Here is a 23,650-nt window from a genome sequence, read left to right as displayed (position 1 = left end):
GCAGCCGCGGGCAAATCCCGCCAGCCAGGGCGCCGCCGCTCATTCCGCCGCCAGGCTGCGCCGCAGGCGCGCGATGGCGCCTGGCAGGCCGCGCACCGTCAACACCCGTCCGGCTTCGTCATAGTCCTCCGACAGCACCCGCGCGCTGTCGTAGACCTCGCCGATCAGCCCCTGCTTCGCATAGGGCAGCACCAGCACGTCCTCCACCATCGCCGCTTCGAAGAAGGCCATGATGGTGTCCCGCAGCGCACTCACGTCATCCGGTGCATGGGCCGAGAGCATGATCGCCTCCGGATGCTTCTCCGCCAGGGCGGCCCGCCCGGCCGGATCCACCCGGTCCATCTTGTTCAGCACCAGGCGGGACGGCACCGCGTCGGCCCCGATCTCCCGCAGCACGCTGCGGCTCACCTCCAGCTGCGCCTCGTAGGTCGGATCCGAGGCATCGACCACATACAGCAGCAGGGAGGCTTCGAGCGCCTCCGTCAGCGTCGAGCGGAAGGAGGCGACGAGGTCATGTGGTAGCTGCTTGATGAAGCCGACCGTGTCGGAGACCAGCACGCGCGGCCGGGTCTCCGGCTGCAGGATGCGCACGGTGGTATCGAGGGTGGCGAAGAGCTTGTCCTCCACCAGCACCTCGCTGCCGGTCAGCGCCCGCATCAGCGAGGACTTGCCCGCATTGGTATAGCCGACCAGGGCCACCCGCAGCTGGTCCCGCCTGGCAGCGCGGCGGTTGTCGCCGTCGCGCTGCACCGCCTCCAGCTGGTCCTTCAGCTCCGAGATCCGGTCGCGGATCTTGCGCCGGTCGAGGTCGAGGCTGGTCTCGCCGGCGCCCGGCCCCTGCTGCCGCCCGCCGCCGCCCGAGGATTCCCGCAGCCGGGGCGCCACATACTTCAGGCGCGCCATCTCGACCTGCAGCTTCGCCTCGCGGGTCTTGGCATGGCGGTGGAAGATCTCGACGATGACCCCGGTGCGGTCCAGGACCTGGGCCCCCGTCGCGCGCTCCAGGTTGCGGATCTGGCTGGGCGAGAGCTCATGGTCGACGATGACGAACTCGGGCCTGCGCGCCGCCTCCGGCTCGGGCGCGGCCGGATCGGCCGGTCCGGCCGCCCCCTCGAAACGCTGCCGCGCCTTGGCCCGTGGCGGCGGCGCCATCGAGCCGACCTCGCCGGTGCCGCCGGTGAGCGCCGCCAGCTCCGCCAGCTTGCCGCTGCCCAGCAGCAGCCCGGCGCCGGTGCCCTCGCGCCGCTGCGATACCGTATCGACCACCTCGTAGCCCAGCGTCTTCACCAGGCGCCCCAGCTCCTCGAGACTGGCCCCGTGCGCGACGTCGTCGACGTCGGGCGTCTGGATGCCAACAAGGACGGCGAGCGGAATGGGGGGCTTGGTCTTCATGCCGGTGCTGTAGCATGGATCGACCCGAAGCCTGGAACGCCCCGGTTCCGCCGGCGAGGCGGCGGGAGGTCGGGCCGCCCCCACGGCCCGGCCTCTCAGTCCTCGATCGCCGCATAGACGAGCGCATTGATCACCCGCCGGTAGTGCTGCCGGATCAGCCCCGGCGTGCTCGCCATGTAGACCACCGCCAGCTCCTCCTTCGGGTCGACCCACATCGCGGTGCCATAGGCGCCGTTCCAGGTGAACATCCCCGGACTGCCGAGCACGTCCGAGCCGCCCTCCCGCCGCACCGCGACCGTCACCCCGAAGCCGAAGTTGGTCAGGTGCGGCTCGGTCGTCGGCACGTTGTTGGCGACCTCCGGGTAGAGGTGATCCCGGGTCATCTCCTCCACGCCCTTGCGCGAGAGGACCCGCCTGCCGTCCAGCGTGCCGCCGTTCAGCAGCATCTGCGCGAAGCGCATGTAGTCGGCCGCCGTCGAGACCGCCTGCCCGCCGCCGCCCTCGAAGCCGGGCGCGGCGAGGCCGACCCGCACCTCCTGCGGCCGGCCGGTCAGCGGGTCGGTCGGCAGCGGCGTCGCGTAGCGGCCCCGCTGGTCCTCGGGCAGGACGAAGCCGGTATCCTGCATCCCGAGCGGCCGCAGGATGCGGTCGGCCATGGCCTCGCCCAGCGTCTTGTCGGTCCGTTCCTCGATCACCAGGCCGAGCACGTCGATCGAGAGCCCGTATTCCCAGGTGGTGCCGGGCTGGTGCAGCAGCGGCAGCTTCGCCATGGCGGCGATGAACGCCGGCCCGGACATCCGGGCATAGCCGCCGAGGCTGCGCTGCCAGAGCTGATGCGCGGCGGTCGTGCCGCGGTTGCCGTAGACGATGCCCGAGGTATGGCGCGCCAGGTCGATCAGGCGGATCGGCCGCGCGGCCGGCACCGTGGTCTCGGGGTTGCCGTCGACCGCGACGCGCATCTCACCCAGGGCCGGGAAGAACCGGCCGACGGGATCGTTCAGCGACAGGCGGCCTTCCTCCAGCACCGACATCAGCGTCGCCCCGGTCAGCACCTTGGTCATGCTGGCGATCGGGAAGATGGCCTCGCGGGTCATGGGCCGGGTGCGGCCGCCGTCCTGGAAGCCGAAGGCTTCGTAGTAGGCCAGCTTGCCGCGGCGGGCGATGGCGACGACGGCGCCCGGCATGCGGCCTTCGCGCACCTCGGTCTCGAGGGTGGCCCCGATCCGGGCCAGCCGCTCCGGCGAGAGGCCGAGGCTCCGCGGCTCGGCACGGGGCAGCGGATCCGCGGCGGACGCGGGCAGCGCGATCAGCGCCAGCAGGCCGACGAGCAGCATCTTCATGGGTGTTTCCTCCGGCGCGGAGCCTATCCCGCCGCCCGGCCGGTTCCCAGACCCCACCCGCCGGCCGCGGGATGCTGCGTTGTTTCAGCCCGGAGGCGGAGGCGCTATCCTCCCCCCGCTCCCGCCATGCTGCGCGGGGGCCAATGCAGGGCAATCGCCGGCAGCAAGCCGGACGTATGGGGAAACGGGAATGACAGATCCATCGGGCGTCGCCAGGCCCGCCTCCGCACCGCTGTCGCGCCGCCGGCTGCTGGCCGCCGCCGCCGCCGCGCCGTCCGGCCTTGCCGCGACGAGCCGGGCGCAGCCGGGCAGCGACTGGCCCAGCCAGACCGTGCGCTACATCAACATCTTCCCGCCGGGCGGCGCCACCGACACGCTGTCGCGCCTCTATTGCGCCAAGATGACCGAACTCACCGGCCAGCAGTTCGTCGTCGAGAACCGCAGCGGCTCCGGCGGCAACGTCGGCGTGGACGCGATCGCCAAGTCCCGGCCGGACGGCTACACCATCGGCCTGGGCAGCATCGCCCCCCATGCGATCGCGCCGACGCTCTACGCCAGCCTGCCCTTCGACGCGGCGAAGGATTTCACCTTCGTCTCCGGCCTCTGGCAGTTGCCGAACCTGCTGGTGGTCAACAACGACCTGCCGGCGCGGAGCGTGCCGGAGCTGATCGCGCTGCTGAAGGCCAACCCCGGCAAGTATGCCTATGGCACCTCCGGCATCGGCACCACCCCGCACCTCTCGGGGGAGCTGCTGAAGCAGATGGTCGGGACCGAGATCCTGCACGTGCCCTATCGGGGCGGCGCCCCGGCCCTGCTCGACCTGCTCGGCGGCCGGGTGCACCTGATCATGGACAACATCCCGGGGCTGCTGCCGACGGCGCGCGAGGGACGGATCCGCGCCCTGGCCGTCACCGGCCCGCAGCGCAGCCCGGCGGCGCCCGAGCTGCCGACCATGGCGGAGTTCCTGCCCGGCTTCGAGATTACCTCCTGGGGGGCCGTCTGCTGCCCCGCCGGCGTGCCGGCGCCGGTGGTGGCACGGCACTCGGCCTTCGCCCGGCAGGCGCTGCAGCACCCCGACCTGGTGCGCAGCTTCCAGGAGCTCGGCGCGGCGCCATGGTGGACGTCGCCCGAGGAGATCACCGCCTACCGGACGCGCGAGGAGGCGCGGCTGGCGCCGCTGATCAAGGCCAGCGGCGCACGGGTGGACTAGCCGCGGCCCCGCCCGGCCTGGCCGGCACGCATTTCGCGCCGCCGGCCGGCTGGGCAGTGGGGGGCGGCGGGGCTACATGCGGATGATGGATACCTCCCGACCGGTCCACCCCTCGCCCGCCCCGCTGCCCCTGGCGCTGACCATGGGGGAGCCGGCCGGCATCGGCGGCGAGATCGCGGTGGGCGCCTGGCAGGCGCTGCGGGGCAGCGGGCCGGTCTTCTTCCTGATCGACGACGCGGAGCGGCTGGCCGGCGCCCCGGTCCGGCGGATCGAGGCGCCGGAGCAGGCGGCGGCGGTCTTCGCCACCGCGCTGCCGGTGCTGCACCGGCCCCTGGCCCGGCCGACGGTGCCGGGGCGGCTCGATCCGGCGAATGCGCCGGCGGTGATCGCCGCCATCGACGAGGCGGTGGCGCTGGCGCTGGCGGGGCGGGCCGCCGGGGTGGTGACCAACCCGATCCAGAAATCGGCGCTCTATGCCGCCGGCTTCGCCCACCCCGGGCATACCGAATACCTCTTCGCCCTGGCCGGGGCCGGGCCGGCCCCGGTGATGCTGCTGGCCTGCCCGGAGCTGCGCGTGGTGCCGGTGACGATCCATGAGCCGCTGCGCCAGGCCATCGCCCGGCTGACGCCCGCGCTGATCGTCGAGGTCGCCCGGCTGACCGCGGCCGGGCTGCGGCAGGACTTCGGCATCGCCGCGCCGCGGCTGGCCATCGCCGGGCTCAACCCGCATGCCGGCGAGGACGGGACGCTGGGCACCGAGGACCGCGACATCGTGGCGCCGGCCGTGGCCACCCTGCGGGCCGAGGGGATCGATGCCCGCGGCCCGATCCCGCCGGACACCATGTTCACCGCCAAGGCGCGGCCGGGCTACGACGTGGCGATCGGCCTCTACCACGACCAGGCGCTGATCCCGATCAAGACGCTGGATGTGGCGGGCGGGGTGAACGTGACCCTCGGCCTCAGGATCGTCCGCACCAGCCCGGACCATGGCACGGCGCTGGACATCGCCGGCACCGGCCAGGCCGACCCGGGCAGCCTGATCGCCGCCATCCGGTTGGCGGCGGAGATCGCGGCCAACCGCAGGCGCCTCGAGGTGGACAACCAGGCCGGGCATCTTGCCGAGAGACCCGCCGAACCCAGGAATGCCGCCCGATGACCCCGATGCGCCTGTCCGTGAACGTCGACCACGTCGCCACCCTGCGGAATGCCCGGGGCGGCAGCTTCCCCTGCCCGGTCGAGGCGGCCCGGATGGCGATGGCGGCCGGGGCCGATGGCATCACCATGCACCTGCGGGAGGACCGCCGGCATATCCGCGACCGCGACCTCGACCGGGTCGCCGCCGAGGTGCCGGCCCGGCTGAATTTCGAGATGGCGGCGACCGAGGAGATGATCGGCATCGCCCTCAGGCTGCGGCCGGCGGCCTGCTGCATCGTGCCCGAGAAGCGCCAGGAGCTGACGACCGAAGGCGGCCTTGACGTCATCGCCGCGGGCGATGCCCTGCAGGACGCGATCGGCCGGCTGGCCGGCGCCGGCATCGAGGTCTCCATCTTCGTCGAGGCGGATGCCCGGCAGATCGCGGCGGCGGCCCGCTTCGGCGCCCAGGCGATCGAGCTGCATACCGGCGCCTATGCCGATGCGGCGGTGGCGGACCGCGCCGCGCATCTCGCCCGGCTGCGGCAGGGTGCCGCCGCCGCGGCGGCGGCGGGGTTGCTCTGCCACGCCGGCCACGGGCTGTCTTACAAGACGCTGCCGCCGATCGCGGCCATGCCGGAGGTGGCGGAGGTCAGCATCGGCCATTTCCTCATCAGCCAGAGCGTCTTCGAGGGCCTGCCGGCGGTGATCCGGCACATGAAGGCGCTGATCGCCGCGGCCCGCGCCGGCTGAACCGCAGCCTAGCCCTCGGCCGCGGCGGCGGTCATGACGCCCGCCAGCAGCGCATAGGCCGCCGCCCAGGCCGCCTCGACCTCCGGGGTGAAGGCCTCGCCCAGCCCCTGCCCCAGGGTCCAGAGCAGCGCCGCCCCGACCGAGGCGTACTGCGCCTCCGTCACCCCGTAGCCGACATGGCGCCGGGCGAGTTCCTGCGCGGCCGGCACCACCTCGGCCGGCCGCTTCAGCCCGGCCACGACGAAGCCCAAGGTTGCCATCAGCTTGGCGCCCTGCTCGGCCATGTCCGTGGTGCGGAACAGCGGCTTCGCCGTCGGGTCGGTCTCGAAGAGCCGGCCGTAGAACAGCGTCGCCGCCTGCTCCTTGATCGGGATCACCTGGCGGAAGCTGTCCTGGACGAGGGTGGCCTGTTCGGGGGTCATCGGCATGGTCCTTGTCGGCCGGGCGTCGGCGCCTGATTGAACCCCCGCTCCGTTACGAAATCGATATCGGAGCCGGACCCCTGGCGCCTTCGGTCACCTGGCCGCGGACCGGGGGCGCGACGCGCGATTGAGGCGACCCGCCGGCGGCGCTACACCCTGCCCGGCCAGGCCATGGAGGACAACCGCCCTTGGGCGAGACGCATTTCGACTGCGCCGTCATCGGCGCCGGCATCGTCGGGCTGGCGCATGCGCTGGCCGCCAGCCGGGCAGGCCTGCGGGTGGTGGTGCTGGAGCGGGAGGCGCGCGCCACCGGCGCCTCGATCCGCAACTTCGGCTTCGTCACCGTGACCGGGCAGGAACAGGGGGATTGCTGGCGACGGGCCCGGCGCGCCCGCGACGTCTGGGCCGAGGTGGCGCCGCAGGCCGGCATCGCGGTGCACCACCGCGGGCTGGTCTTCGCCGCCCGCCGGCCGGAGGCGCTGGCGGTGCTCGAGGAATTCGCCGCCGGCCCGATGGGCGCGGGCTGCCGCCTGCTCACCGCGGCCGAGGCGGCCGGTCTCGGCGCGCTGCGGGCCGACCTCGCCGGGGCGATGCACAGCCCGCACGAGCTCCGGGTCGAGAGTCGCGATGCCATCCCCCGCCTGACCGCCTGGCTGGCCGAGGCCCGGGGGGTCGCATTCCGCCCCGTCACCGCGGTGCATGCGGTCGAGACCGGGCGGGTGCACTGCAGCGGCGGCCCCATCACCGCGGACCGCATCATCGTCTGCCCGGGAACGGATATCCGCACCCTCTTCCCCGAGGTCTTCGCCCGCCGCGCCGTCACGCTCTGCAAGCTGCACATGCTGCGGGTGGCGGCGCCTGGCTTCCGGCTGCCGGGCGCGGTGATGAGCGACCTGGGCCTGGCGCGCTACCGCGGCTATGCGGCGGCACCCGGCCTGCCGCGGCTCGCCGCGCGGCTGCAGGCCGAACAGGCCGCCGAATTGTCACACGGCATTCATCTGATCGTCGTGCAGGGCGCCGATGGTTCGCGGGTGGTGGGCGACAGCCATCATTATGCGCCGAGCCCGGACCCGTTCCAGCCGGCCGAGGTGGATGCGCTGATCCTGCGGGAGCTGTCGGCGGTGCTCGACCTGCCGCGGCCGGAGGTGGTGGAGCGCTGGGTCGGGGTCTATCCCTCCGGCCCCGAGACCGCCTTCTACGAAAGCCCGGCCCCGGGGGTGATGCTGGTCTCGGTCACCAGCGGCACCGGCGCCAGCACCGCCTTCGGCCTGGCGGAAGACGTCTTCGAGAATTGGGGGAAGGCCTGATGCAGGATTGGCAGGTGCCCTATACCGGGCCGGTGCAGGCGGTGGTGCTGGATTGGGCCGGCACCGTGGTGGACCACGGCAGCCGGGCGCCGATGGGCGCCTTCGTCCGCGCCTTCGCCGAGCTGGGCGTCGAGATCTCCATCGCCGATGCGCGCGGGCCGATGGGCATGGCCAAGGCCGACCATATCCGCGCGGTCGGCGCCGCCGTCGCCCCGGCCTGGCGGGCGAGGCACGGGCGGGACTTCTCCGAGGCCGATGTCCAGGCGGTCTTCGCCCTCTTCGAGCCGATGAACGTCGCCGCCATCAAGGACCACGCGGCGCTGATCCCCGGCGTGCGCGAGGCGCTGGCGGTGCTGGCCGCGCGCGTCATCCGCTTCGGCAGCACCACCGGCTATACCCGGCCGATCATGGCCGAGCTGGCGCCGCTCGCCGCCGCGCAGGGCTTCGTGCCGGAGGTGACCGTCTGCGCCGGCGACCTGCCGGCCGGGCGCCCGGCGCCCCTGCAGATGTGGCACGTGATGGCCGCCATGGGCATCTGGCCGGCGGCGGCCGTGGTGAAGGTGGACGACACGCCGCCCGGCATCGGCGAGGCGCGAGCCGCCGGCTGCTGGGCGGTCGGGGTGGCGATGACCGGCAACATCGCCGGCTGGTCGGTCGAGGAACTGGCCGCGGCCCCGGCCGAGGCACGCGAGGCGGCCCGCCTGCGGGCGACGGCGGAACTCACCGCCGCCGGGGCGCATCTGGTGATCGACAGCGTGGCGGACCTGCCGGCCGCCATTGCCGATATCGAGCAATGGCTGGCCGTGGGCGAAGCGCCGGGCTGAACCGGCCGGCGCCCCTGCTCGTCAGACGATGGCGAGGACCAGCCCGGCCACCGCCGTCGCCGCGCCCGCCAGCTGCGCCGCCCGGCGCATCGGCTGGGCGAGCGCCAGCCCGGCCGCATGCAGCACCGCGGTGCCGCCGAGCATCCCGAGCATGGCGAGGCCGCCCGGCAGCTCGGTGCCATGGGCATGGCCGTGCAGCAGGCCGAAGCCCGCTGCCAGCGCCACGCCCAGCAGCAGCGGCGGCCGCACCGCAAGCGCCGCCAGGGCGCCGAGCACGATGACGGAGGCGAGGATGCCGGCCTCGGCCATCGGCAGCACCACGCCGGAAAGGCCCAGCAACGCGCCCAGCGCCATGCCGCCGAGGAAGCCGCCCGGCAGCGCCAGCCGCGCCGCACCGCCCGACAGCCCGGCCCAGAGCCCGACCGCCACCATGGCCAGCAGGTGGTCCGCCCCGCCGAAGGGATGGGCGAAGCCGGCCAGCATTCCGTGGGCCATGGGACCGCCGGGATGGGCGAGGGCGGTACCGGGCAGCAGCAGTGCCGCGGCGAGGAGCATCAAGGGGTTCATCAGGCAGCCTTTCGCGGGGCGATCCCGCCCTGGGTGAGAATGAAATCGGCGATCTCGGCCACGCCGAGATCCTCCTTCAGGTTGGTGAAGATGAAGGGCCGCGTGCCGCGCATCCGGCGGCTGTCGCGGTCCATCACCGACAGGTCGGCCCCAACCAGCGGCGCGAGGTCGATCTTGTTGATGACCAGCATATCCGACCGGGTGATGCCCGGGCCACCCTTGCGGGGAATCTTATCGCCGGCCGAGACGTCGATGACATAGAGCGTCAGGTCGGCCAGCTCCGGGCTGAAGGTCGCCGCCAGGTTGTCGCCGCCGCTTTCGATGAACAGCACCTCGAGGCCGGGAAAGCGTTCCACCATGTCGTGCACGGCGGCGAGGTTGATGCTGGCATCCTCGCGGATGGCGGTATGCGGGCAGCCGCCGGTCTCGACCCCGGCGATGCGGGAGGGATCGAGCGCCCCGGCGCGGGTCAGGAATTCGGCGTCCTCCTTGGTGTAGATGTCGTTGGTGATGACGGCGATGTCATGGGTATCGCGCAGGTGGCGGCAGAGCCGTTCGGTCAGCGCCGTCTTGCCGGAGCCGACAGGGCCGCCGATGCCGACGCGGAAGGGACCATTGCTCATGAGCGGAAGAGCCTCGTGTACTGGGTTTCGTGGCGCATCGAGAGCAGGTCGAGCATCGGCGCCGCGGTGCCGATGCGGTCGAGGTCGGCGGCGAGCGCCGCATCGGCCGCGGCCTCCACCACCGGGTGCAGCGCGGCGGTGGCGATCTGCCCATCGGTCTGGCCCAGCGGGACCAGCCGGACCCCGGCCGATACCAGGTTGGCGGCGAAGGCGGCCAGCCAGCCGGCCAGCGCCGGGCGCAGCGGAATGCCCTGGAAGCCGGCGGCGGCCCCGAAGGCGACCGGATGCGCCAGCCGCCGCGGATGCCGCGCGGCGAAGGCGGCGAAGCGCGGCTCCGGCCAGGCGGATTGGGTCACGCTGGTGAAGGCCGTCCCCTGCGCCATGGATTCAAGCGCCGTCTCCGCCGTGCCGCGCCAGGCGGCGGCGAGCAGCGCCGCCGCGTCCAGGGCCGCATCGTCGCCGGCCTCGGCGGCGCGCCAGGCGGCGGCCAGCAGCGCGCCATCGATGCGACCGGCACCGGCCAGCAGCACCGTCTCGACGTAGTCCACCAGCACCGCGCGGGTGGTGATGCTGGCATCCTCCACCGCGGTCTCGAGGCCGTGGCTATAGGTATAGGCGCCGACCGGATAGGCCGGGGAGAGCCATGCCAGCAACCGGTACAGCGCGGCGCCGTGAGTGGTGCCCTCAGTGGTGATGGTCGTGGTCATGGCCATCGTGGTGGTGGTGATGCCCCGGCTGGCGGTTGTGCTCGCCATAGGCGCCGCCCTCGGGGTTGAAGGGCGCATTCACCTGCCGCACCTCGGCGCCGAGCCCGCGCAGCATGGCGAGGATCACGTGGTCGTCGCGGATCAGCAGGTACTCGGCCTGGATCTCGGTCGGCAGGTGGCGGTTGCCGAGGTGCCAGGCGAGGCGCATCAGCCTGCCCGGGCTCTCGGCGCGAATCTCGACCAGCGGCTCGGGCGCGGCGCGCACCAGGACGACGCCGCCGCCTTCCAGCAGCAGCCCGTCGCCGTCGCGGAGCGCGGTCGCCTCCTCGAGGTCCAGCAGGAAGGCGAAGCCATCCTCCGCCACGATGCGCCTGCGGCGGCGGAAGCGATCGTCGAAGTCGAGCGTCACGGCATGGCGCGCGGTGCGGGCGATCCAGCCGCCGGCGGGCAGGACCTGGGTGGCGCGGGGGAGTGCCTCGGCCATCAGAACAGGAAGTACCGTTGCGCCATGGGCAGCACCTTGGCTGGTTCGCAGATCAGCAACTCGCCGTCCGCCCGCACCTCGTAGGTTTCCGGGCTGACCTCGATCTTCGGCAGTGCATCGTTCAGCACCATGTCGCGCTTGCTGATGCCGGAGCGGGTATTCCGCACCGCCAGCAATTCGCGTTGCAACCCGAGCCGCGCGCCGATCCCATCCGCCAGTGCCGCGGCGGAGGTGAAGGTGACGGCGCTCGCCACCATGGACTTGCCGTAGCTGGCGAACATTGGCCGGTAGTGCACCGGCTGCGGCGTCGGGATGGAGGCATTGGGGTCGCCCATCGCCGCCATGGCGATGGAGCCGCATTTCAGGATCATGTCCGGCTTCACCCCGAAGAAGGCCGGCGACCACAGCACGAGGTCGGCCAGCTTGCCCACCTCGACGCTGCCGACATGCTGGCTGATGCCCTGGGAGATCGCCGGGTTGATGGTGTATTTGGCGATGTAGCGGCGGACCCGCAGGTTGTCGTTGTCGCCCGTCTCGCCCTTGAGGCGCCCGCGCTGGGCCTTCATCTTGTGGGCGGTCTGCCAGGTGCGGATGATGACCTCGCCGACCCGGCCCATGGCCTGGCTGTCGCTGCTCATCATGCTGATGGCGCCGAGGTCGTGCAGGATATCCTCGGCGGCGATGGTCTCCCGCCGGATGCGGCTCTCGGCGAAGGCCACGTCCTCGGCGATGCGCGGATCGAGGTGGTGGCAGACCATGAGCATGTCGAGGTGCTCGTCCACCGTGTTCACCGTATAGGGCATCGTCGGGTTGGTGCTGCTGGGGAGGAAGTTCGGCTCGCCCACCACCCGCAGGATGTCCGGCGCATGGCCGCCACCGGCGCCCTCGGTATGGAAGGCCTGCAGGGTGCGGCCGCCGATCGCCTGGATGGTGCTCTCGACGAAGCCGCTCTCGTTCAGCGTATCGGTGTGGATCGCCACCTGCACGTCGAAGGCATCGGCGACGCGGAGGCAGGTGTCGATCGCCTTCGGCGTCGTCCCCCAGTCCTCGTGCAGCTTGAGGCCACAGGCGCCGCCGAGGATCTGCTCCTCCAGCCCCGCCGGCAGCGCGGCATTGCCCTTGCCGAGGAAGCCGAGGTTGACGGGGAAGCTCTCGGCCGCCTGCAGCATCCGCGCCATGTGCCAGGGCCCCGGCGTCGCGGTGGTGGCCAGCGTGCCATGCGCGGGTCCGGTGCCGCCGCCGAACATGGTGGTGATGCCGGCGGCCAGCGCCTCCTCGATCTGCTGCGGGCAGATGAAGTGGATATGCACGTCGAGCCCGCCGGCGGTCAGGATACGGCCCTCGCCGGCGATGATCTCGGTGCCCGGGCCGATGACGATGGTGACGCCGGTCTGCGTATCCGGGTTGCCGGCCTTGCCGATGGCGGCGATGCGGCCGTCCCTCAGGCCCACATCGGCCTTGATGATGCCGGTCACGTCGACGATCAGCGCATTGGTGATGACCGTGTCCATAGCCCCGCCGGCGCGGGTCACCTGGGACTGGCCCATGCCGTCGCGGATGACCTTGCCGCCGCCGAATTTCACCTCCTCGCCATAGGTGGTGAAATCCCGCTCCACCTCGATGATGAGGTCGGTGTCGGCCAGCCGAAGGCGGTCGCCGACGGTCGGGCCATACATGCCGGCATAGCCGGCGCGCGAGATCCGTGCCGGCATCAGACCTGTCCCTCCGTCTCGCCGCGGAACCCGTGCACCAGCCGCCTGCCGCCGAAGGGGATGAGTTGCACCGTCCGGGTCTGCCCCGGCTCGAACCGCACCGCGGTGCCGGCGGCGATATCGAGCCGGCGGCCGCGTGCCGCGGCACGGTCGAAGGCCAGCGCCGGATTGGTCTCGGCGAAGTGGTAGTGGCTGCCGACCTGGATCGGCCGGTCGCCGGTATTGCCGACCTCCAACTCGATGCTGTCGGCGCCGGCGTTCAGCTCGATCTCGCCCACGGCCGGGAACAGCTCGCCGGGGATCATCGGATCGGCTCGTGCACGGTCACCAACTTGGTGCCGTCGGGGAAGGTCGCTTCCACCTGGATTTCATGGATCATCTCGGCGATCCCCTCCATCACCTGGTCGCGGGTGATCACCGTGGCGCCGTCGCGCATCAGCTCCGCCACGCTGCGGCCGTCGCGGGCGCCCTCGACCACGAAGTCGGTGATCAGCGCCACCGCCTCCGGATGGTTCAGCTTCACGCCGCGGTCCAGCCGCCGGCGGGCCACCGCCGCCGCCATGGCGATCAGCAGCTTGTCCTTCTCGCGCGGCGTCAGGTTCATGCCAGTCCCTCGTCTCTCGCGCCGATCATGGCCCGGCCCGGCTCATGTCGTCCACAGCCGCGGCAGCCGCGCCGGCTGCTCCAGCGCCGCGGCCCGCAGCGCGGCGATCGCCGCCCCCGCCGCCCGCCGCACCTCCGTCGCCCGGCCGAGCCAGCGGGCGAGCAGCAGCCCAGGACGCGGTAGCGTCATCGCCCCCGGCGCCAGCGCCGGCATCCCGCGCAGCAGGTCGCGGTGGGCTTCCACCCCGGGCGCCGCCAGCAGCAGGGTCGCCAGCGCCTCGGCCCCAGCGAAGCCGAAGGGGGAGGCCAGCCGGCCGGGGTCCGGCAGGTCAAGCGCATCGGCCCAGAGCAGCCCCTCCGGTCCATGCAGCCGCCAGCGGTCGAACACCATGCCTGCCGCCATCCTCTCCCCCCGCGCCGCGCGGCCGAAGACCAGCATCTCCGCCGCCAGCAGCCGTGCCCCCGGCTCCAGCACCGTTCGCATGCCGCGTGCCAGCCGGGCGCCGTCGAACAGGATGGTCTCCTGCGGCAGCCATTCCAGCCAGGCCCCGGCGCCGAGCGACAGCGTGGTCTCGATCCGGCTGTCCGGCCCGAGGCTGCGATAGACCTTCTCCGCCGCGGCGGTGCAGACGGTCGCCCGCGCCCCCGCCTCCAGCCGCACGGACTGGCGCAGCGCGTCGCCCCCGGCCAGGCCGCCGGCGCAGTTCAGGATGGCGGCGGTCGGCGGCTCGCCCGGCTCCGGGTCGGGGAAGAGGATCCGCAGCGGCGCCTGCTGGAACAGGTGGCGCAGGGCGGTGCCGCGGGGCGACGGGCCGAAGGCCAGCTCGAAGGCGCCGTCGGCGCGCTGGTGGCGGCTGGGTGAGGCGTCAGGCGGCATCGGCCGCAGGATGACATGCGCCCCGCCCGTGGCAAGGCGGGACAGATGCCGAAAATCTCGGCAGCATGGCGCGAACCCAAACAGCACGGGACACGACAGGGGATCGAGGCGGGGGATCGGCGGTGGAGGGAAGCTGGCACGAAGGTTGCGTCCTGCGCCCCGCTCCCGGAGAATCCCGTGCCCACTGCTCCCGCAACCGACCCCGCGGCGTCCCCTTCGCCTTCGCTCCAGGGCCACACGCTCGACGTGCTCGGGCTGACCGTGCGCTACGGCGGCTTCACCGCGCTGGATGCCGTGGACCTGGCGGTGCAGCCCGGGGAGATCCTGGCGCTGCTCGGGCCCTCCGGCTGCGGCAAGACCACGCTGCTGCGCACCGTCGCCGGCTTCACCCGGCAGGCCGAGGGTCAGGTGCTGATCGACGGCGCCAGCATCGACGACCTGCCGCCGAACCGCCGGCAGGTCGGCATCGTCTTCCAGAATTACGCGCTCTTCCCGCACATGAGCGTCGCCGACAACGTCGCCTACGGGCTGCAGGCGCGGCGCTGGGCGAAGCCGCGCATCGCGGCGCGGGTGGCCGAGCTGCTCGAGATGGTGCAGCTCGGCCCGCTGCGGGACCGCGCCCCGCGGCAGCTCTCGGGCGGCCAGCAGCAGCGCGTCGCGCTGGCCCGGGCGCTGGCGATCGAGCCGAGCATCCTGCTGCTGGACGAGCCCTTCGCCGCGCTCGACCGCTCGCTCCGGCTCGACATGCAGATCGAGATCAAGCGGCTGCAGCGCCAGCTCGGCCTGACCGCCATCCTGGTGACCCACGACCAGGACGAGGCGATGAGCGTCGCCGACCGGATCGCGGTGATGCGCGGCGGCCGGATCGAGCAGCTCGGCACCCCGGTCGAGGTCTACGACCAGCCGCGCACCCGCTTCGTCTCCGGCTTCATCGGCAGCACCAACCTGCTGCCCTGCCTGATGCTGGGGGCGGAGGCCGGCATGGCCCGCATCCGCCTGCCGGATGGCGCCCATCTCGCGGCGCCGCTCGGCAGCGCCGCGCCGCTGCCGCCGGGGCCGGCGGTGCTGGCGGTGCGGCCCGAGCAGCTGATGCTGCACGACGAGGCGGCAGACGACCGCTTCCCGGTCGCACTCGGCCTGGCCCTGCCGATCGGCGGGCAGACCATCCGCGAGGCGACCACCGAGGGCGGCGCGCCGCTGCGGCTGGTCGAGCCGCGGCTGGGCGGCATCGCCGACCGCGGCCCGCGGGCCTGGTGCGGCCTGGTTCCGGGCGCCCGCCCGGCCGTGTTTCCCCATCCCGACACCGAGGAGGAATGACCATGTCCATCACCCTCACCCGCCGCGCCGCGCTGCTCGCCGGGCTGGCCGCGCCGGCCTTCGCGCCGTCGCTCGCCCGCGCCCAGCGCGCCGGCAGCGTCACCACCGCCATCTATCCCGGCGCCTGGGAGGAGGCCTTCCGCGAGCTGGTGGCGCCGCCGCTGAAGCGCCAGCACAACATCGAGCTGGAGATGCAGGGGCTCTTCGCGGTCGACCAGATCGCCAAATTCGCCGCCAGCCGCGGCGCCCCGCCCTTCGACTGCTTCGTGCTCGACCCGGGGCCCCGCATCACCGCCATCGACCGTGGCATGTTCGAGAAATTCGAGGTCTCGAAGCTGACCAGCCGCGCCGCGCTGCCGGGGATGCTGGTCGATGACTGGGGCGTCGGCTGCAACGCCCAGGTCGTCGGCGTCGCCTACAACCCGAAGAAGCTGCCGAAGCCGACCGGCTATGCCGACCTGCTGAAGGACCCCTGGGTCTCCCGCCTCGGCCTCACCGGCTTCGGCACCACCTTCGGCACCGTCAGCCTGATCGAGCTGGCCAAGGTCTTCGGCGGCTCGGAGACGAATATCGAGCCGGCGCTGGCCGAGCTGAAGAAGGTGCTGCCGAAGATCGCCGCCGTCAGCTCGCCGGCAGCGTTGCCCGGGCTGTTCCAGCAGGGCCAGTGCGACGTCATCTATACCAATACCCAGACGGTCACGACCCTGAAGGACCGCGGCGTCGATATCGAATTCGCGGTGCCCTCGACCGGCGCGACCGCCTTCTTCACCACGCTGCATATCGCCAAGGGCTGCGAGAATATCGAGAATGCCTACAAGTACATCGATATCGTCGTGGGCCGGGCGGTGCAGGACGCGCTGCAGAAGGCGCCCTACAACTTCGTGCCGGTGAATACCGGGGTGCCGCTCGGCGCCGGGCTGCCGATGAAGAGCCTGGCCGAGATGTCCAGCTTCAACACCCACGACTGGTCGAAGATCAACCCGCTGCGCGGCGGCTGGATCGAGCGCTTCAACCGCGAGATGGCGAAATGAGATCCACCTGGGGGCTCGCCGCGCCACTCGTCGCGCCCCTGGGGCTGGCCTACGCCGCCTTCTTCGTGGCGCCGCTGCTGATGCTGTTTGCGGTATCCTTCTACGCGGACGACCGCATGACGGTGCTGGGCCTCGGCCAGTGGCAGCGCTTCCTCGGCGATGCCTTCCACTGGAAGGTCATCGGCAACACGGTGCTGCTCGGGCTGAAGACGGTGGCGGCGACGCTGCTGCTGGGCCTGCCGCTGGCGCTGGCCTATCGCGCGGCCTCGCCGGGCTGGCAGCGGGTGTTGCTGTTCGTGGTGGTGATGCCGCTGCTGACCAGCGTGGTGGTGCGCACCTTCGCCTGGATCGTGATCCTGGGGCGGGAGGGCGTGGTCAACCAAATGGTCATGGGGCTGGGCCTGGCCGCCGACCCGCTGCGGCTGCTGCAGACCGAGCTCGGGCTGGTGATCTCGCTGACCCAGATCGAGATGCCGCTGCTGCTGCTGCCGCTGCTCTCGGTCATGGCGCGGATCGACCCGAACCTGATGGATGCCAGCGCCTCGCTCGGCGCCTCGCCCTGGCGGACGCTGTTCCGGGTGATCCTGCCGCTGGCCGCGCCCGGCATCGCCGCCGGCTGCCTGCTGGTCTTCGCCTCATCGACGACCGCCTTCATCAGCCAGTCCGTCATAGGCGGCGAGCGGCTGGTCTACCTGCCGGCGATGGTCTGGCAGCAGGCCATGGTGGTGGCGAACTGGCCCTTCGCGGCGACGGCGGCGATCGCCCTGCTGGTCTCGGTCTCGGCGGTCATCGCCGTCATCGCCACGGCCGGGCGCATCGCGGGGGGACGCATCCATGGCTAGACTTCGCACGGCGGGGGCGCGGCGCCGCAGCATGGGCGAGATCGCCTATGTCGGGATCATCGGGTTCCTGGCGGCGCTGGCGCTGCTGATCCTGGTCGGGCCGATCCTGGTGGTGCTGGCGACCTCCTTCACCGACAGCCGCTCCATCCGCTTCCCGCCCACCGGCTTCTCGCTGCGCTGGTACGAGCTGCTGCTGGACGAGGTGCGGTCGCGGCAGATCCATCGCGCGGTGGGCAATACCCTGACCGTTGCCGCCTGGGCGGCCGGGCTGGCGACGGTGCTGGGCACCGCGGCCGCCGTCGCCATGGCGCGGGCGGCGGGCCGCGCGGGGCGGCTGGCGGATGCCTTCTTCATGGCGCCGCTGGTGCTGCCCGGCCTCGCCTTCGGCCTGGCGGCGCTGATGTACTTCTCGCTGCTGGGCTTCCGGCCCTCGCTGGAGATGCTGGTGGCCGGCCACCTCATCGTCGTGGCGCCCTTCGTGCTGCGGACGGTGGGCGCCTCGCTCTCGCAGCTCGATCCCTCCCTGCTGGATGCCTCGCGCAGCCTCGGCGCCGGGCCGGTGATGACCTTCCGCCGGGTGGTGCTGCCGCTGATCGCGCCGGGGATCGCCGCCGGGGCCTTCCTCGCCTTCATGGCCTCGGTCGACAATGTGCCGGTCTCCCTCTTCCTCTCCTCGGCGCGGACGGACATGCTGCCGATCCGGATGTGGGGCATGATGGAGAGCACGCTCGACGTCCGGGTTGCCGCCGTTTCCGGCCTGCTCATCCTGACGGTCTTCGTCCTGATGCTGGTCATGGAACGGTTCACCGGCCTGACGCGCCGCATGCGGGGATAGACATGTTTCTCAAGGCCGAACCGCTCACCTCCGCCGCCTTCCTGGCCTATGGCGAGGTGATCGAATGCCCCGCCATCCCGGGGCGGACCTATTTCGAGGATGCGCTGGCGAACCTGCGGCCCAATGCGCGGCCGAGCATCTCGCTGACCGTGAAGCATGCCGTGGCCGAGATGCCGCTGCGCTCCACCACCATGGAACGGCACGAGTTCAGCTCCCAGTCCTTCATCCCGCAGGAAGCCGGGCGCTGGCTGGTCATCGTCGCCCCGCATGACAAGGACGGCGGGCCGGACATGGCCCGCGCCCGCGCCTTCCTCGCCGGGCCGATGCAGGGCGTCACCTTCGGCGCCAATGTCTGGCACCACCCCTTCACCATCCTCGACGGCCCGGCCCGCTTCGTCATCGTCATGTGGCGGGACGGCAGCAAGACCGACGAGGAATTCGTCGAGGTGCCCGAGTTTAGCGTGGAGCTGCCCTGATGTCCTATGAGGTGAAACGCGACTTCATCGGCTACGGCGCCAATCCGCCCGACCCGCAATGGCCGAACGGGGCCAAGATCGCGGTCAATTTCGTCATCAACTACGAGGAGGGCTCGGAGCCCTCGATCGAGCTGGGCGACGGCTATACCGAGAACGGGCTGACCGAATCGCATGGGCTGAACCAGCTCAAGTCCGGCCGCGACCTCGCCGCCGAGGGCATGTTCGAATACGGCAGCCGCGTCGGCTTCTGGCGACTGACCCGGCTGTTCGCCGAACGCGGCCTGCCGCTGACCATCTTCGGCTGCGCCATGGCGCTGGAGCGCAACCCCGAGGCCGCCGCCGCCATCCGCGCCGCCGGCTACGACGTCTGCTCCCACGGCTGGCGCTGGGTGAAGCATTTCGAGCTGTCCGAGGCGGAGGAGCGCGACCACATCGCCCGCGCCGTCGCCAGCCTGGAGAAGACCATCGGCCACAAGCCGGAGGGCTGGTACTGCCGCTACGGACCCAGCGTGAACACCCGCCGGCTGGTGATGGAACACGGCGGCTTCCTCTACGACAGCGACTACTACGGCGAGGAGCTGCCCTTCTGGCTGACGGTCGACGGCAAGCCGCAGCTGGTCGTGCCCTATTCCATCACCAACAACGATGGGAAATACGCGGGCTGGATGGGCACCAGCGACCAGTGGTTCAGCTACATCTGCGATGCCTTCGACATGCTTCTCGCCGAGGGAAGGGCGGGGCGGCCGAAGATGATGTCGGTCGGGCTGCACCAGCGCCTCATCGGCCATCCCGCGCGGGCGGTCGGGCTGCAGCGGGTGCTCGACCACATGCTGCAGCAGCAGGATGTCTGGATCACCCGCCGGGTCGATATCGCCCGGCACTGGGTGGCGACGCACCCCTATCCCGGCAAGGGCCTCAACGAATGACGCGGGAAAGCTACAGGGTCGCCCTCGGGCCGCAGCGCTACCGCATCGAGCGGCCCTGGGGCGACCTGCCGGTCGATGGTCCCGGCCGCATCAGCGACGTCGCCTGCGATGCCGCCGGCCGGGTCTATGTGCAGTTCCGGGTGGACCCCTATACCGACCCGGAGGCGCCGGCGATCGTCGTGCTGTCCCCGGCCGGCGAACGCCTGGCGGCCTGGGGCGGCGGGGTGGTCATGGACGGGCACATGGCGACCGTCCATCCCGATGGCCGGGTCTTCGTCGTCGACCGCGATGCGCATGAGATCATCATTTTCTCGGCCGCCGGCGCGCGGATCGGCGGCCTCGGCACCCGGCACGGGCCGGGGCAGCCCTTCAACGCGCCCTGCGACATCGCCTTCGCCCCGGATGGGACGATGGTCGTGGCCGACGGCTATGCCAATGCCAGGGTGCATCGCTTCGCGGCCGATGGCACCTACCTCGGCGCCTGGGGCCGGCCGGGGGACCGGGCGGGCGAGTTCATCACCCCGCATTCGGTCTGGGTGCTGGAGGACGGGCGGGTGCTGGTGGCCGACCGCGACAACAGCCGGGTCCAGGTCTTCACCCCCGAAGGCACCCACCTGCAGGACATCCGCGACGTCCATAAGCCGATGGACGTCCACGGCGGGCCGGATGGCAGCTTCTACGTCACCGATCAGGTGCCGCGGCTCAGCCACTTCGATGCCAAGGGTCGGCTGATCGGCCGCTGCCGGCCGGTGCTGAACGGGGCGCACGGCATGTGGCGGGACCCGGCGAGCGGGGTGATCTACCAGAGCGAGCAGAACCCCAACCGGCTCACCCGGCTGGTCCCGGTCTAGCCCTCAGGCCTTGTCCCGCGGCCGCCGCAGCGAATTCAGCAGCAGGCGCGGCGGGGATTCGAGCTTCCAAAAGGCGCCCATGACCGCATCGAAAGAGGCCGGCGTGAAGCGGTTGAAGCCGTTGCCGGAGGATGGGGTCATCTCGCCGAAGTAGATCCGGTCGCCGACGAGGTAGAGGTCCGCCCGCACGAAGTCGATGTCGCCGGCGAGGGTTTCCGCCACCTCGATCAGCCGTGCCAGCTGCGGCGGCGGCGGCAGGGTGCCGGCATAGGTCGTGACCGAGAGCTCGACCTGCTGTTCCTGCCAGTTCCGGTCGTAGATCTTCCGCCGGTGCTGGCCGAAGCGGGCGACATCCACCTGGATGATCTCGACCCGACCGTGGAAGACGTAGAGCTTGTAGTCCTCGGGCGCCTCGCCGGAGCCGTTGTCGAGGAACTCCTCGATCAAAATGCGGGGCGGGATGTTCTTGTAGGCGCCTTCGAGATTGACGTCGTAGTAGTTCAGGGCCAGCCACTTCCGGCATTCGGCGATGATCGCCTTCCGGTCAATGGTGGCCTTGTCCTTCACGATCCGCAGCCAGCCGCTGCCATGCGACGCCTTGATGACGAAGCGGTCGGGCAGCTGGTCGAAGGGGATGTCAGCGGGATCGGAGGTGACATGGTGCAGGACCGGCAGCAGCTGGTCGTAGCCCGGCTTGACCCCGGCCACCCAGTCGCGGACCGCCAGCTTGTCCACCCAGGTCTGGAAGATGCGGCGGTGGTCAAAGAACTTCCGCGCATTGACCTTCTCATTGAAGGTCCGCGGCGCAAGCACGTTCGGCAGCGAGCCGAAGGTGAAGAAATACTTCTTCACGGTGCGGAGCGGCGAAACGATCTGATTCGGCAATTTGTAGAAGAAGGGCCGGATGGCAGAACCGAGCTGCGTCCGGAGACTGGACGACGCGATGCGCCGCTGTGTCAGGTGACTTGCCGTTGGCATCTCAGCTCAGCCGGAAGTTAATCATCTGTCTTATATAAGGTATTTTCTACACGAATCAAATAGCATGTAACAAAGTAGACAATGAAATTACAATTCGCATCGCGGAACATCAGATACTATTTTAAGATTCGCAACGAGTTAAGTACCTGGAGCGGTTTCATCAGTCGCCGCTTGCGCTTGGCCGCGCCAATAGCTGGATCGGCTGCCATTCGTCACAGGCTCACGGCAAGCGGTCCAGCCCGTTGATTCGGCGCCTTTTTCGACCCGCCCGGCCAAACCACTGGCAGGGCGGCGGCGTCAGCGCGCCGAGGCCGATGCCTCGGACCGCGTCGCGCCGACCCGGGCCGCCAGCGCCGCGGCCATGAACTCGTCCAGGTCGCCGTCCAGCACGGCCGCCGGATTGCCCTTCTCGAGGCCGGTCCGCAGGTCCTTCACCAGCTGGTAGGGCTGCAGCACGTAGTTGCGGATCTGGTGGCCCCAGCCGATGTCGGTCTTGCCGGCCTCGATACCCGCACTCACCGCCTCGCGCTTGCTCAGCTCCAACTCATAGAGCCGGGCCTTCAGCATGTTCATCGCAATCGCGCGGTTCTTGTGCTGGCTGCGGTCCTGGGTGGAGGCCGCGACGATCCCGGTCGGGATATGGGTGAAGCGCACCCCCGATTCGGTCTTGTTCACGTGCTGGCCGCCGGCGCCGGAGGCGCGGAAGGTATCGGTCCGCAGGTCGGCCGGGTTGATCTCGATCTCGATCTTGTCGTCCACCACCGGGTAGACATAGACGCTGGCGAAGCTGGTCTGCCGCTTGTCGTTGCCGCCGAAGGGGCTGATCCGGACCAGCCGGTGCACGCCGGTCTCGGTCTTCATCCAGCCATAGGCGGCCGGGCCCGTGACCTGCAGGGTGGCCGACTTGATGCCGGCCTCCTCGCCGTCGGACTGCTCGGTCAGCGCCACCTTGTAGCCGTGCTGCTCGGCCCAGCGCTGGTACATGCGCAGCAGCATCTCGGCCCAGTCCTGCGCCTCGGTGCCGCCGACGCCGGCGTTGACCTCGACATAGGCATCGTTCTGGTCGGCCTCGCCGGAGAGCAGGCTCTCGATCTCGCGCCGCTTGGCCTCGACCGCCAGGGTCTTGAGGTCGGCGACCGCCGCATCGGCGGTATCGGCATCGCCCTCGGCCTCGGCCAGCTCGACCAATTCCAGGGCATCGCGCACGGATTGCTCCATCCGCAGCACGCCCTCGGTCTGGTCGGCGAGGCGGGAGCGTTCCCGCATGAGTTTGTTCGCCAGGTCGGCGTTGTTCCAGAGGCCGGGGTCCTCGGCCTTGGCGTTCAGCTCATCGAGACGGCGTAGGGCGACATCCCAGTCAAAGATGCCTCCTCAGCAGGGACACCGAAGCGGTGATCTGCTCATTCAGGGTTTCGGCATCTGCGCGCATGGCCGGGCAGATAGGCCATGCGCGGACCTGAGGCAAGAGCGGCGGCGGCGGCCGTCAGTCCCGGGCCAGCGCCGCCAGCCCCAGCATCGCCGCATCCGGCCGCAGGATGAGCCAGGCCGGCACCGGCGCGAGCCAGCCGCTGAGGCGGCCCTTGGCCTCGAACCGCGCCCGGAAGGCGGAGGCGGCGAGGAACTCCGGGAAGCGGGGACAGATGCCGCCGCCGACGAAGACCCCGCCGCGGGCGCCGTAGAGCAGCGCCAGGTCGCCGGCGACGCTGCCGAGCAGGGCGCAGAACATGTCCAGTGCCTCGGCGCAGCGCGGGTCGCGGCCGGCCAGCGCCCGGGCGGTGACCTCGGCCGCCGGCAGGGGCGCCACGGCCTGGCCGTCGACGGCGGCGAGCCCGGCATGGAGATTCTCGATCCCCTGGCCGGAGATCAGCCGCTCGGCCGAGACATGGCCATGCCGCCCGCGCAGGAATTCGACCACCGCCGCTTCCCGCGCGGTATGGGCCGCGACGCTGGCATGGCCGCCCTCGGTCACCAGCACCCGGTCGGGCGGCAGGAAGGCGCCGACCCCGAGGCCGGTGCCCGGGCCGAGCACCGCCAGCGGCGCGCCCGGCTCCGCCCGGGAGCCGCCGAGGGGATGCAGGTCGGCGCCACGCAGCTGCGGCAGCGACCGGGAGAGGGCGGCGAAATCATTCACCACCCGGACCCGGGAAATGCCGAGGGTGGCGGCCAGCTCGGCGCCATCCACCAGCCAGCCGCGGTTGGTCAGGCGGACGGCATTGGCCTCCACCGGCCCGGCCACGGCCAGGACCGCGGCGCGGGGCGGGGCGGCGTCGCCCAGGTAGGCGGCGATCGCCGCCGCGATGCCGGGGAAGGCATCGAGCCGGACACTGACCGGCGGCGTATGGGCATCGCCCTCGGCCAGGGCGAAGCGGGCATTGGTGCCGCCGATATCGGCGAGGAGCGTGGTCATCCGCGGCAATCTGGCGATGTCCGGGCCGCACCGCC

The 23,650-nt window shown here is 71.5% G+C and carries 26 protein-coding genes; 12 read left to right on the top strand and 14 right to left on the bottom strand.

The features are described 5' to 3' along the window. Nucleotides 1–39: 39 nt before the first annotated feature. Nucleotides 40–1,392 (bottom strand): GTPase HflX, encoded by a 1,353-nt coding sequence (gene hflX, locus QWZ14_RS09450; RefSeq protein WP_290316388.1) that lies wholly within the window; start codon nt 1,390–1,392, stop codon nt 40–42. 95 nt (nt 1,393–1,487) lie between these two features. Beyond that, a complete protein-coding gene (locus QWZ14_RS09445) occupies nt 1,488–2,732 on the bottom strand; it encodes a serine hydrolase domain-containing protein (RefSeq protein ID WP_290316387.1) in 1,245 nt (414 codons plus the stop codon). A 190-nt stretch (nt 2,733–2,922) separates the two neighbouring features. Here QWZ14_RS09445 and QWZ14_RS09440 point away from each other — a divergent pair, with 190 nt between their 5' ends. From QWZ14_RS09440 to QWZ14_RS09430, 3 genes are all read left to right on the top strand, one after another. Continuing rightward, complete coding sequence (locus tag QWZ14_RS09440) at nt 2,923–3,942, top strand: Bug family tripartite tricarboxylate transporter substrate binding protein (RefSeq protein ID WP_290316386.1); 1,020 nt, start codon at nt 2,923–2,925, stop codon at nt 3,940–3,942. An 82-nt stretch (nt 3,943–4,024) separates the two neighbouring features. Beyond that, nucleotides 4,025–5,098, top strand: coding sequence for a 4-hydroxythreonine-4-phosphate dehydrogenase PdxA (pdxA, locus tag QWZ14_RS09435; protein WP_290316385.1), 1,074 nt, complete (start codon nt 4,025–4,027; stop codon nt 5,096–5,098). A gap of 5 nt (nt 5,099–5,103) precedes the next feature. After that, the gene (locus QWZ14_RS09430) at nt 5,104–5,826 is read left to right on the top strand and encodes a pyridoxine 5'-phosphate synthase (RefSeq protein WP_456307232.1); all 723 of its coding nucleotides are present in this window, start codon (nt 5,104–5,106) and stop codon (nt 5,824–5,826) included. A gap of 8 nt (nt 5,827–5,834) precedes the next feature. On the opposite strand, the gene QWZ14_RS09425 is transcribed toward QWZ14_RS09430, so the two are convergent. Continuing rightward, on the bottom strand, nt 5,835–6,248 hold the full coding sequence (locus QWZ14_RS09425; protein ID WP_290316383.1) for a globin family protein: 414 nt from the start codon (nt 6,246–6,248) through the stop codon (nt 5,835–5,837). Nucleotides 6,249–6,436: 188 nt separating this feature from the next. Here QWZ14_RS09425 and QWZ14_RS09420 point away from each other — a divergent pair, with 188 nt between their 5' ends. Both QWZ14_RS09420 and phnX read left to right on the top strand, forming a co-directional pair. Next, on the top strand, nt 6,437–7,555 hold the full coding sequence (locus tag QWZ14_RS09420; protein WP_290316381.1) for a TIGR03364 family FAD-dependent oxidoreductase: 1,119 nt from the start codon (nt 6,437–6,439) through the stop codon (nt 7,553–7,555). Continuing rightward, entirely contained in the window at nt 7,555–8,379 is an 825-nt protein-coding gene (gene phnX, locus QWZ14_RS09415; protein ID WP_290316380.1) for a phosphonoacetaldehyde hydrolase, read from the top strand. Before QWZ14_RS09420 ends, phnX begins: the two co-directional genes overlap by 1 nt. 21 nt (nt 8,380–8,400) lie before the next feature. Here phnX and QWZ14_RS09410 read toward each other — a convergent pair whose 3' ends face one another. Genes QWZ14_RS09410 through QWZ14_RS09375 form a run of 8 tightly spaced genes read right to left on the bottom strand, consistent with a single transcriptional unit; the run spans nt 8,401 to nt 13,952 of the window. Continuing rightward, on the bottom strand, nt 8,401–8,946 hold the full coding sequence (locus tag QWZ14_RS09410; protein ID WP_290316379.1) for a HupE/UreJ family protein: 546 nt from the start codon (nt 8,944–8,946) through the stop codon (nt 8,401–8,403). After that, the gene (ureG, locus tag QWZ14_RS09405) at nt 8,946–9,569 is read right to left on the bottom strand and encodes an urease accessory protein UreG (RefSeq protein ID WP_290316378.1); all 624 of its coding nucleotides are present in this window, start codon (nt 9,567–9,569) and stop codon (nt 8,946–8,948) included. The genes QWZ14_RS09410 and ureG overlap by 1 nt, the downstream gene beginning before the upstream one ends. Next, nucleotides 9,566–10,324, bottom strand: coding sequence for an urease accessory protein UreF (locus QWZ14_RS09400; RefSeq protein WP_408903657.1), 759 nt, complete (start codon nt 10,322–10,324; stop codon nt 9,566–9,568). The genes ureG and QWZ14_RS09400 overlap by 4 nt, the downstream gene beginning before the upstream one ends. Beyond that, on the bottom strand, nt 10,254–10,760 hold the full coding sequence (gene ureE, locus QWZ14_RS09395) for an urease accessory protein UreE (protein ID WP_290316377.1): 507 nt from the start codon (nt 10,758–10,760) through the stop codon (nt 10,254–10,256). Before ureE ends, QWZ14_RS09400 begins: the two co-directional genes overlap by 71 nt. Continuing rightward, nucleotides 10,760–12,472: an urease subunit alpha gene (gene ureC / locus QWZ14_RS09390; protein ID WP_290316376.1), complete on the bottom strand. Its 1,713-nt coding sequence runs from the start codon at nt 12,470–12,472 to the stop codon at nt 10,760–10,762. The genes ureE and ureC overlap by 1 nt, the downstream gene beginning before the upstream one ends. Next, nucleotides 12,472–12,777, bottom strand: a complete 306-nt coding sequence (locus QWZ14_RS09385) for an urease subunit beta (RefSeq protein WP_290316375.1) — start codon at nt 12,775–12,777, stop codon at nt 12,472–12,474. The genes ureC and QWZ14_RS09385 overlap by 1 nt, the downstream gene beginning before the upstream one ends. Next, nucleotides 12,774–13,076: an urease subunit gamma gene (locus QWZ14_RS09380; protein ID WP_290316374.1), complete on the bottom strand. Its 303-nt coding sequence runs from the start codon at nt 13,074–13,076 to the stop codon at nt 12,774–12,776. Before QWZ14_RS09380 ends, QWZ14_RS09385 begins: the two co-directional genes overlap by 4 nt. Before the next feature lie 42 nt (nt 13,077–13,118). After that, a complete protein-coding gene (locus QWZ14_RS09375; protein WP_290316373.1) occupies nt 13,119–13,952 on the bottom strand; it encodes an urease accessory protein UreD in 834 nt (277 codons plus the stop codon). A gap of 177 nt (nt 13,953–14,129) precedes the next feature. Here QWZ14_RS09375 and QWZ14_RS09370 point away from each other — a divergent pair, with 177 nt between their 5' ends. From QWZ14_RS09370 to QWZ14_RS09340, 7 genes are read left to right on the top strand one after another with little or no spacing between them, the layout of a single operon-like run. Continuing rightward, nucleotides 14,130–15,269 carry an ABC transporter ATP-binding protein gene (locus tag QWZ14_RS09370; RefSeq protein WP_290316372.1) on the top strand — a complete coding sequence of 380 codons (1,140 nt, stop codon included), beginning with the start codon at nt 14,130–14,132 and terminating at the stop codon, nt 15,267–15,269. Nucleotides 15,270–15,271: 2 nt separating this feature from the next. After that, nucleotides 15,272–16,300 (top strand): extracellular solute-binding protein, encoded by a 1,029-nt coding sequence (locus QWZ14_RS09365; protein WP_290316371.1) that lies wholly within the window; start codon nt 15,272–15,274, stop codon nt 16,298–16,300. Next, nucleotides 16,297–17,142 carry an ABC transporter permease gene (locus QWZ14_RS09360; RefSeq protein ID WP_290316370.1) on the top strand — a complete coding sequence of 282 codons (846 nt, stop codon included), beginning with the start codon at nt 16,297–16,299 and terminating at the stop codon, nt 17,140–17,142. Before QWZ14_RS09365 ends, QWZ14_RS09360 begins: the two co-directional genes overlap by 4 nt. Next, nucleotides 17,135–17,977, top strand: coding sequence for an ABC transporter permease (locus QWZ14_RS09355; RefSeq protein WP_290316369.1), 843 nt, complete (start codon nt 17,135–17,137; stop codon nt 17,975–17,977). Before QWZ14_RS09360 ends, QWZ14_RS09355 begins: the two co-directional genes overlap by 8 nt. Before the next feature lie 2 nt (nt 17,978–17,979). After that, the gene (locus tag QWZ14_RS09350) at nt 17,980–18,453 is read left to right on the top strand and encodes an ureidoglycolate lyase (RefSeq protein WP_290316368.1); all 474 of its coding nucleotides are present in this window, start codon (nt 17,980–17,982) and stop codon (nt 18,451–18,453) included. After that, a complete protein-coding gene (locus QWZ14_RS09345) occupies nt 18,453–19,379 on the top strand; it encodes a polysaccharide deacetylase family protein (RefSeq protein WP_290316367.1) in 927 nt (308 codons plus the stop codon). The genes QWZ14_RS09350 and QWZ14_RS09345 overlap by 1 nt, the downstream gene beginning before the upstream one ends. After that, on the top strand, nt 19,376–20,230 hold the full coding sequence (locus QWZ14_RS09340; RefSeq protein ID WP_290316366.1) for an NHL repeat-containing protein: 855 nt from the start codon (nt 19,376–19,378) through the stop codon (nt 20,228–20,230). The genes QWZ14_RS09345 and QWZ14_RS09340 overlap by 4 nt, the downstream gene beginning before the upstream one ends. A 3-nt stretch (nt 20,231–20,233) precedes the next feature. Here the strand turns inward: QWZ14_RS09340 and QWZ14_RS09335 are convergent, their stop codons facing one another. The 3 genes from QWZ14_RS09335 to glk form a co-directional block, all read right to left on the bottom strand. Beyond that, entirely contained in the window at nt 20,234–21,082 is an 849-nt protein-coding gene (locus tag QWZ14_RS09335; protein ID WP_290316365.1) for an ATP-grasp fold amidoligase family protein, read from the bottom strand. A gap of 423 nt (nt 21,083–21,505) precedes the next feature. Further along, nucleotides 21,506–22,637 (bottom strand): peptide chain release factor 2 gene (gene prfB / locus QWZ14_RS09330; RefSeq protein WP_290316364.1). Its coding sequence is split into 2 segments (ribosomal slippage): nt 21,506–22,567 and nt 22,569–22,637, totalling 1,131 coding nucleotides; the frame shifts between segments, so codons are not numbered across the junction. Nucleotides 22,638–22,691: 54 nt separating this feature from the next. Then, complete coding sequence (glk, locus tag QWZ14_RS09325) at nt 22,692–23,615, bottom strand: glucokinase (RefSeq protein WP_290316363.1); 924 nt, start codon at nt 23,613–23,615, stop codon at nt 22,692–22,694. Nucleotides 23,616–23,650 lie beyond the last annotated feature (35 nt).

The organism is Paeniroseomonas aquatica, from assembly GCF_030409335.1.
GTDB lineage: Bacteria > Pseudomonadota > Alphaproteobacteria > Acetobacterales > Acetobacteraceae > Belnapia > Belnapia aquatica.
The sequence above is the reverse complement of the archived record's forward strand: the minus strand, read 5'-3'. Positions and strand labels throughout refer to the sequence as shown.